This window comes from Mesorhizobium sp. (genome assembly GCF_017306585.1).
GTDB lineage: Bacteria > Pseudomonadota > Alphaproteobacteria > Rhizobiales > Rhizobiaceae > Mesorhizobium.
The window spans coordinates 23,029-29,796 of record NZ_JAFKIC010000186.1 but is presented as its reverse complement, the minus strand read 5'-3'; the positions used below and the strand labels follow the sequence as shown (position 1 = coordinate 29,796).

Below are 6,768 nucleotides of genomic sequence, written 5' to 3'. Positions count from 1 at the left end.
TCAACACGGCGCTCGGTTATTCGATCATCCTGGCCGGCCTGCGGCTCGGCCTTGGCGACATCGTTGCCAACATGACCGGCTATGCCTGCGGCCTCGCCCTTGGCTTCTTCCTCAACCGCCAATGGACGTTCGGCCGCGCCGACGGCTTTCGTCCCGGCACGGCCACGCGCTATGCGATCACCTTTGCGGTCGCCTATGCCGCGAACCTGGCGGTGGTGATGACGGCCATGTCGGCGGGGCTGATCGAAAATCCGTTCGTCCATCTGGCCGGGAACTGCGTCTATTCCGTGCTGTTCTATCTGGGCTCGGCCCATTTCGTCTTCGTCGGCGCGGCGAAATCATCGGAGGCCACATGAACAAGGCCGATGCAATCGCTCCAGCCGTTTCGCCGCTCGACGACACGCAGCGCATCAGGCTGATATTCTGCCTGATCGGCGCCTTTGTCATGGCGACAGTGCTGACCGCCTTTGCCGGCGCCACCCTGCAGGACCCCGACAGTTGGTGGCATGTAAAGGTCGGGCTCGACATCCTGGCAAACCGGACGGTTCCCGTCGCCGACACCTATTCCTACACGTTCGCCGGCCAGCCCTGGATCGCCAAGGAATGGCTGGGACAGGTTTTGCTGGCGCTTGCCTACAGCGCCGGCGGCTGGAACGGCGTCGCCGCTCTGATCATCGGCACGATCTGCCTCGCCGTCTTCCTGCTCGGATGGTTCCTCAGCGGGCATCTGAAACCGATATTGGCGGTGGCGGTGGCCTTCGCGGCGGCCTTCCTGATCAGCCCGATCTTTACGGCGCGCCCGCATGTCTTCACATTGCCGATCATCGTCGTGTGGACAGCGATGCTGTTTCGCGCCGTGCAGGACGAGAAGGCCCCGCCGTTCTGGCTGCTCGGGCTGGTGGTGCTTTGGGCGAACCTGCACGCCACCTTCACCTTGAGCTACATCATCGCCGCCTTCGCCGGTCTCGATCTCCTGGCGCGCACCGGCCTGTCGAAGCCCGCGCTTTTGGGAAAGTGGGTTGCATTCGGCCTGCTGTGCCCGCTGGTCAGCCTTCTTAATCCCTATGGCGTGAAGGCGATCCTGGCCACTCTGACCGTCGCCTATGGCAACGAGGCGGTGCCGCTGATCCTGGAATGGCGGCCGTTCAATGCCCAGGAAGAGCTTCTCCAGGGGGCCGTGATGCTGCTCGGGCTCTTCGGATTGCTGACCTCAAGGCTGAGGATCGGCTGGGCCAAGGCGTTGTTCGTCGTCTTCACCTTGCATGTCTATCTGTCGCATCTGCGGTTCGTCTATCTGTTCTTCCTGCTGGTTCCCCTGGTGCTTGCGGTCGAAGTCGCCCGGCAATACCCGGCTCTTTCCACTGGCGCCTGGCTGACGGAAAAGCGCGACGGGCTGGAAAGATTTTTCGCCGGCCGGTTCTACGCGCTCTGCGGTGCTGCGGCTGTCCTTCTGATCACCGCGGTCTCGATCCTCGGCAGCGCCTACCAGGTGGCGCCGAGCCCGACGACCTCGGCCAGCGGCGCCCTCGCCTACGCGCGCGACCATCATTTGTCCGGCAATGTCATGAACTCCTACAACTTCGGCGGCACGCTGATCTTCCATGACATCAAGACCTATATCGACGGCAGAACGGACCAGCTGTTCCTGGGTGGTTTCACGAAAGCCGACGAGGCGACGGGCCATAGCGACGGCAAGCCGCTGCTGGAAGCCCAATTGAAGAAGTACGCCATAGGCTGGGCGCTGCTGACCGCCGACGACACCCGCATTCCCTTCTTCACGGAGCTGGGCTGGAAGCGGGCCTATGCGGACGACTATGCCGTGATCTACCTGCCGGGCGCCTGAGCCGGCCGAGCTTTTCCCCACGGGCGTCGGCAAAGCCCAAAGGCCAGGCATTTGCCTTGACACGGATGTTGCAGTGCAGCAAAACTATGCTGCAGAGCACGATCCGTGAGACCGCGCTCCACGGTTTTTTCGCATGACGGGGATCGCCGCATGACGAGCATGTCGGGCTCCGCCACGAGACGGCCCTGGACCGCGATGCAGGGACAGGCCTAATGAATTACAGGCGCGATATAGACGGCCTGCGTGCCCTTGCGGTTCTGCCCGTCGTGCTTTTCCATTTCGGTGTGTCGGCCATCCCCGGCGGCTTCACCGGTGTCGATATCTTCTTCGTCATCTCGGGCTACCTGATCAGCGGCAGCCTGCTCGACGATCTCGAGCACGGCCAGTTCTCGATCGCCCGCTTCTACTGGCGCCGCGCACGCCGCATCCTGCCGGCGCTGACCTTCGTCATCGTGCTGTCCTGCATCGCGGCCTGGTTCATTCTCCTGCCGTCGGATCTGCACGAATTCAGCCTCAGCGTCATCGCGGCCTCGACCTTCTGGTCGAACATCTATTTCTGGAAGACGACGAACTATTTCTCGATCGATGCCGAACTGCGCCCGCTGCTGCACACATGGTCGCTTTCCGTCGAGGAGCAGTATTACATCTTCGCGCCGATCCTGGTGTTCCTGATCTACCGCTACGCCGCGAAGCGCTGGCTGACGATCCTGCTGCCGATCGCGATAGCCAGCTTTGCCCTCGCGATCATGGCGACATCGCTGGCGCCGACCGCGGGCTTCTACCTGCTGCCGACACGCATCTGGGAACTGGCGCTGGGCGCCATGCTGATGCTGAAAAAGCCGCCGGCGCCGGCCAGCCGGCTGGCGGCGGAAACGATCGGTCTCGCCGGTTTTGGCCTCATCGCCTTCGGCTTCCTGACGATCTCGGAGAGCGATCCGTTTCCAGGCTACAATGCCCTGTTCCCCTGCGTTGGGACGGCGCTGCTCATCTATGCCGGACAGGAGCACAAGGACCGGTCGGCCCCGATAGCCACGCAGGTGCTTCGGCTGGCGCCACTGGTCTGGATCGGCCTCATCTCCTATTCGCTCTATCTCGTTCACTGGCCGATCAATTCGTTCGTCCACTATCTCTCCCTGCAGGCCGTCTCGGTGCCGACGATCATCGCGATGACGTTGGCGAGCTTCGCCCTGGCGGCATTCTCGTGGAAATATGTCGAGCAGCCGTTCCGCCAGAAGCGGGCCTTCACCGCCCCGCTACCGATCTTCGCCTTTTCGGCGGCGGCGATCGTGCTTTTGTGCGCCGGCGGCGTGGCCGGTATGCTCGGCAACGGCTTTCCACAGCGCTTCCCCGATTTCTCACGGGAACGGATCCTGGTTGGCGACTGGCGTAACGGCGTCTGTTTCAACGAGGGTGATAGCCGGATAGAGGCCTGGAACCTCGCCGACTGCACCCGTACGCACGGCTACGCCACCAATGTGCTGCTGTGGGGTGATTCCTTCGCCGCCCACTACGTGTCGGGACTGGAGACCAATGCCGGGAAAATCCAGGCAAACATCATCCAGTACACCTATGCCGGTTGCCCGCCCAACCTTTCCTATTTCTCCTACGCGCGGCCCGCCTGCACCCGCTTCAACGAACGGGCGCTGCAGATCATCCATGATGCCAATATCCAGGCGGTGATCCTGAGCGGCCGGTGGACGGACTACCAGGCCCGGGGCTTTGACGGCCTGCAGAAGACGGTCGACCGGCTGCGTGACATGGGGGTCAAAGTTTATGTCATCGGCCAGTCCCCAGAATTCATCGCCGATGTCCAGAAGATCGCTTTCTTCGCCAGGCAGGAACATGTCGCCAATACATCCTGGCCGATGGCCATGGACCCCGACATCAACAAACACGTACTGCCTTTCACCAAGGGCGCGACGTTCATCGACCCGCTGGCCTATCTGTGCGACACGGCCGGCTGTTCCTACGCCGATGCCGGAACCAGGCAATTCCTCTACTTCGACTATGGCCATTTCTCTTCCGCCGGCGCGACGCTCGCCATCTCGAAATACTGGCCAAGCTTTGCCGCCGGCGGCGAGGTCGCCAAGGTCGGGCAACAAGCACCGACTGTTACACGATAAACCTCTAAAGCCCAGCAATGCGCGCCCGGTTTGCGATTGCCCGGAGCCATGCCGTCATGATAACGAGGCTGCAGCGCGGGTATGATGTAATGGTAGCCTGTCAGCTTCCCAAGCTGAACGCGCGGGTTCGATTCCCGCTACCCGCTCCATCGCTCTTGATTTTGGGGTCTCCGATCGCGATCACGCGCTTGTGACGCGAATTTGATCACGACCGCTGTGGTCGGGTAAAATCCACATGGGCGTTGAATTCTGCGCCAAAACCGGGGCGCGAGCGGCGTGTCGCCGCCAGATCGGCACCCAATACCCGCGTCTGCCCGAAGCACCGTTCAGCCAAGTGGCAGACGACATCGGTGGCCCGACTGAACCAATGGAACATTGTCACATACCTGTAATATGGCTCGCCTAGCTGGGTTCCGTCACATCATCTCAGCTTGAGGGGACCCCCCATGTTTCTGTACCGAATTATCGCGCCGCTTGGCCTGTGCCTGGTCACGGCGGCACCCGCCTTCGCGGCCGACCTTGTCGAGGCGCCACCGCCAGCGCCGCCGACCTGGACAATAGCCATCGAGGGAAGCCCCGAGTTCTACGCCATCGACAACGGCAGCAACACCGCCCGCTCGCTGGCCGATACCTATTTCAAGTTCAGCGTCTCGCACAGTTTCGACAACAACTTCGTCGGCGGCGTGTCGCTGCAGCCGACCTTCAAGACCGGAGGGAAGTCCCAGTACTACGGTGAAGCGACCGTCGGCTACAAAATCAAGCTCACGGACAGCTTCACCCTCACGCCCAGCGTGGGGCTTGGCTATACATGGCACGACACGGGCATCATCAAGGACGGCGATGCCAATGCGCAGGTGCCGTACTATGCCCTGTATCTGGCCGGCGACTGGAAGCTGGACCAGCAGTGGACATGGAATGTCTTCAACCTGCGTTACCGCAACGCCTTCAACACCACCTGGGAAACGCCGAAGGTGGCCACCGGCGTGACCTACAACATAGATTCGTACAACGCGGTCTATACCAATGTCGGTTACTCCTGGAAGAAGATCGACACCAGCTCGTCTCCCTATAACGACGTGGCCGGCGACAAGCTCAACATCGCCATCGGCTACAAGCACTCGTTCTGATCGTCGAGGCGCTGCGAGCGCGTTGAGATTCAGCGCGCCCGCTTCGCTGGAGCCTTCGAGCTCCCCGTCTGAAGGGGCCGGCCAGCACTGCTCGCCCCAGCCGCGCATGCTGTCCAGCCAACAGATGAATGCGTTGCCGGCCTAGGCCTGGCCAATTCGCATCTGCTTCTTGAAAAGGAACCGCGCAAGGTTGTCGATGTTGCGCGGCGCGACCGTTTCGGGGAGATGGGCCAGCAGGTCCTTCGACCTGGCATCGTCCTGAAACCGCTCCACCCACTCTTCGGTGAGAGTATCCCGCTGCAGGCGCAAATCCGTCTCGAACCCTATATCTGGTATTTCAACCGACAAATGCCGGGCCACCGATGCGACGTAAGGACGAGGGTCGTCCAGCAGATCCTCATAGAACAAATGGTCGTAAGGCAGACCGGTTATGCGCAGATAGGCCTCCCAGAAGGCGTAGCTCTGCCCGATCAGGAAGTAGGCCTGGCAGATGCCGGCGAAGTCGTACTGCGGGACCGTACCGGCACCGCTCATCGTGCTCCTCCATTGGCCCGACGCCTTGGCCCGGCAGTAGGAAATAGCCTGACGAAGCCGGTCCCGCCTCTCCAGCAGGACCAATCCCAAGGCATGACGCCTGATGCATTCGGCAAGGAAATCGGCGCCGTATTTGGCCTGCGACCAATGGAGATGGCGGGGAAACAGCTTGACGGCGAAGCGGCCATTCGCGGTGCCGCCGCGATCGATCGCCGCCGACAGAAGCTCGTCCAGGGATTTGGGCTTGAACCCCAGATTGCCGGTATCGAGCCATTCGGCGGATTGGCCCAACAGCCCCGTGCTGTTGGCAAGGCTGCCAAGCCATTCGGAGCCGCTGCGAGCCTCGGTCAGTATCGCCACGCCCTTCATGCGTGCCGGGTGCCCCTGGCATGCGGACGCAAGACCGCAAAATAGGGCTCTTCTCTATTGCCGATCGGCATGGTCGCAGCTCCACCTCAACAGCGTTTCAACGGACAGGAGCTGACAATTCCGTCGATCCGATACGGCCAAAAGCCGTCACGGTTTGGTGATCGGCGCCAACCGCTCGACGCCGATTGCAAAACATCAATTCCAGGCCGTGATAGCTACCGCGAAGAACCGGCCGCGCGGCCGGTTCCCGCAGGGTTTCAATCCGGTTACAGCCAGAGCCAGACGCGCTCGCGCCAGCAGCGGACATGACGGCGGCCATGGCGCCAGTAGCTGCGGCAAACCCGTCTCCAGCCGCGACGCCGTCCACGACGCCAATGGCCGTGGTGACCATGGTGACGGCGATGATGTCCGCGGCGATGGGAGACCTGCTCCAGTTCCACCCCGTCGTCGCCTTCGAAGACAGCCGCATCCGGCTTGTCCAGCTCATCGAGAATTCCGTTGCCCTGGGGAATACCGGCAACCGCGCGGCCCGGGCCAACTACGCCCGCAAACGCCACGGCCCCCGCAACGCCAAGCAGTCCAGTGAGAAACAACCGACGTTCCATAAAAAAAACCTCCCGAGTTGTTGACAACCGGCACCTCGTTCCCTCACCCAAAACGGGCTCCAGCGAGCATGCCGATTGGGTGGAACGCGCGAATGCCGTTCTCGTTCCATCGTCCTACTCGGCGGGATGACGTCGTGCGGTATCCTTGCGGCGGGCGCCGGTACGCG

The 6,768-nt window shown here is 62.1% G+C and carries 6 protein-coding genes and 1 tRNA gene; 6 read left to right on the top strand and 1 reads right to left on the bottom strand.

Features of this window, described 5'->3' with window-relative positions:
* The 5 genes from J0I79_RS22620 to J0I79_RS22600 form a co-directional block, all read left to right on the top strand.
* On the top strand, nucleotides 1-356 hold a 356-nt coding region (locus tag J0I79_RS22620; RefSeq protein ID WP_292864221.1), incomplete at its 5' end, for a GtrA family protein.
* Nucleotides 353-1,843 (top strand): hypothetical protein, encoded by a 1,491-nt coding sequence (locus J0I79_RS22615; protein ID WP_292864220.1) that lies wholly within the window; start codon nucleotides 353-355, stop codon nucleotides 1,841-1,843. The genes J0I79_RS22620 and J0I79_RS22615, both read left to right, overlap by 4 nt.
* A gap of 212 nt (nucleotides 1,844-2,055) precedes the next feature.
* Complete coding sequence (locus J0I79_RS22610; protein ID WP_292864219.1) at nucleotides 2,056-3,966, top strand: acyltransferase family protein; 1,911 nt, start codon at nucleotides 2,056-2,058, stop codon at nucleotides 3,964-3,966.
* 75 nt (nucleotides 3,967-4,041) lie between these two features.
* Nucleotides 4,042-4,115 (top strand) — tRNA-Gly (locus J0I79_RS22605).
* A gap of 297 nt (nucleotides 4,116-4,412) precedes the next feature.
* Nucleotides 4,413-5,093, top strand: a complete 681-nt coding sequence (locus J0I79_RS22600; protein WP_292864218.1) for a hypothetical protein — start codon at nucleotides 4,413-4,415, stop codon at nucleotides 5,091-5,093.
* Between the two features lie 141 nt (nucleotides 5,094-5,234).
* On the opposite strand, the gene J0I79_RS22595 is transcribed toward J0I79_RS22600, so the two are convergent.
* Nucleotides 5,235-5,996: a Stf0 family sulfotransferase gene (locus J0I79_RS22595; protein ID WP_292864217.1), complete on the bottom strand. Its 762-nt coding sequence runs from the start codon at nucleotides 5,994-5,996 to the stop codon at nucleotides 5,235-5,237.
* Between the two features lie 305 nt (nucleotides 5,997-6,301).
* Here J0I79_RS22595 and J0I79_RS22590 point away from each other — a divergent pair, with 305 nt between their 5' ends.
* Nucleotides 6,302-6,625 (top strand): hypothetical protein, encoded by a 324-nt coding sequence (locus tag J0I79_RS22590; protein ID WP_292864214.1) that lies wholly within the window; start codon nucleotides 6,302-6,304, stop codon nucleotides 6,623-6,625.
* The last annotated feature ends 143 nt before the right edge of the window (nucleotides 6,626-6,768 follow it).